This is a genomic window from Bacillus sp. LR--39 (assembly GCF_053613335.1).
On record NZ_JBSIOT010000670.1, the window covers coordinates 1 to 805 of the forward strand.

Annotated in this window: 1 protein-coding gene; it reads left to right on the plus strand. The window is 39.0% G+C overall.

Annotated features, from left to right (window positions below; translation table 11 throughout):
• Positions 1 to 805 (plus strand): phospholipase D-like domain-containing protein (locus tag ACWHAR_RS25725; RefSeq protein ID WP_452088259.1); only part of this gene is annotated, 805 nt, incomplete at both ends.

Below are 805 nucleotides of genomic sequence, written 5' to 3' on the forward strand. Positions count from 1 at the left end.
TTTATCTATACCTGTTAAATACGTTCTTTATCTTATTCATAGCAATTTGGGAAGTTCGTCGGCCTGCCAAGGCTTTGAATTGGATAATAATCGTCCTTTTTTTACCTGTCATTGGTTTCTGGCTATATCTTAGCATATCAAATCCTAAGTTTATTCATCGAAAAAGATTGACCTGTTCTAAAAATGAATCTAACAAATTACCTGAGACATTCGGTGCTTCAGCATCGGTAATTGCCAATGCTTTACGGCATTTCACTGTGAATGGGCTTCGAATGGGCCAAGTCCAAGTGTTTAACAATGGGATAGCAAAATATGATCAACTCCTTGTATCCCTGCAAAAAGCCCAAGAAACCATTGATCTGGAATATTTCATCTATCGGAACGACCAAATTGGTAATCGAATCACAGAACTGCTAATCGAAAAAGCATTAAATGGAGTGCAGGTTCGTTTTATGAGAGATAGCTTGGGGAGTTATAAATTCCCGCGTGAAAAAATCCGGCAGATGGTTGAAGCAGGGATAGAATGCAGGACAATATTTCCTCTGCGATTTCCCGGGATTTTGTCCAATTGGAATTATCGGGATCATTGTAAGATTGTGACGATTGACAGAAAGGAATCCTTTACTGGCGGTATGAACGTTGGGTATGAATATACAGGATTAAAGCCAGACGTAGGATTTTGGAGGGACACTCATTTGCAAATTATAGGGGAAGCAACAGGCGACTTGCAGACTGTTTTTGATGTTCATTGGGAAATCGCTGTGCCGGAAAGGATAAAATCAAAAACAAATTTGAAAACAAAATC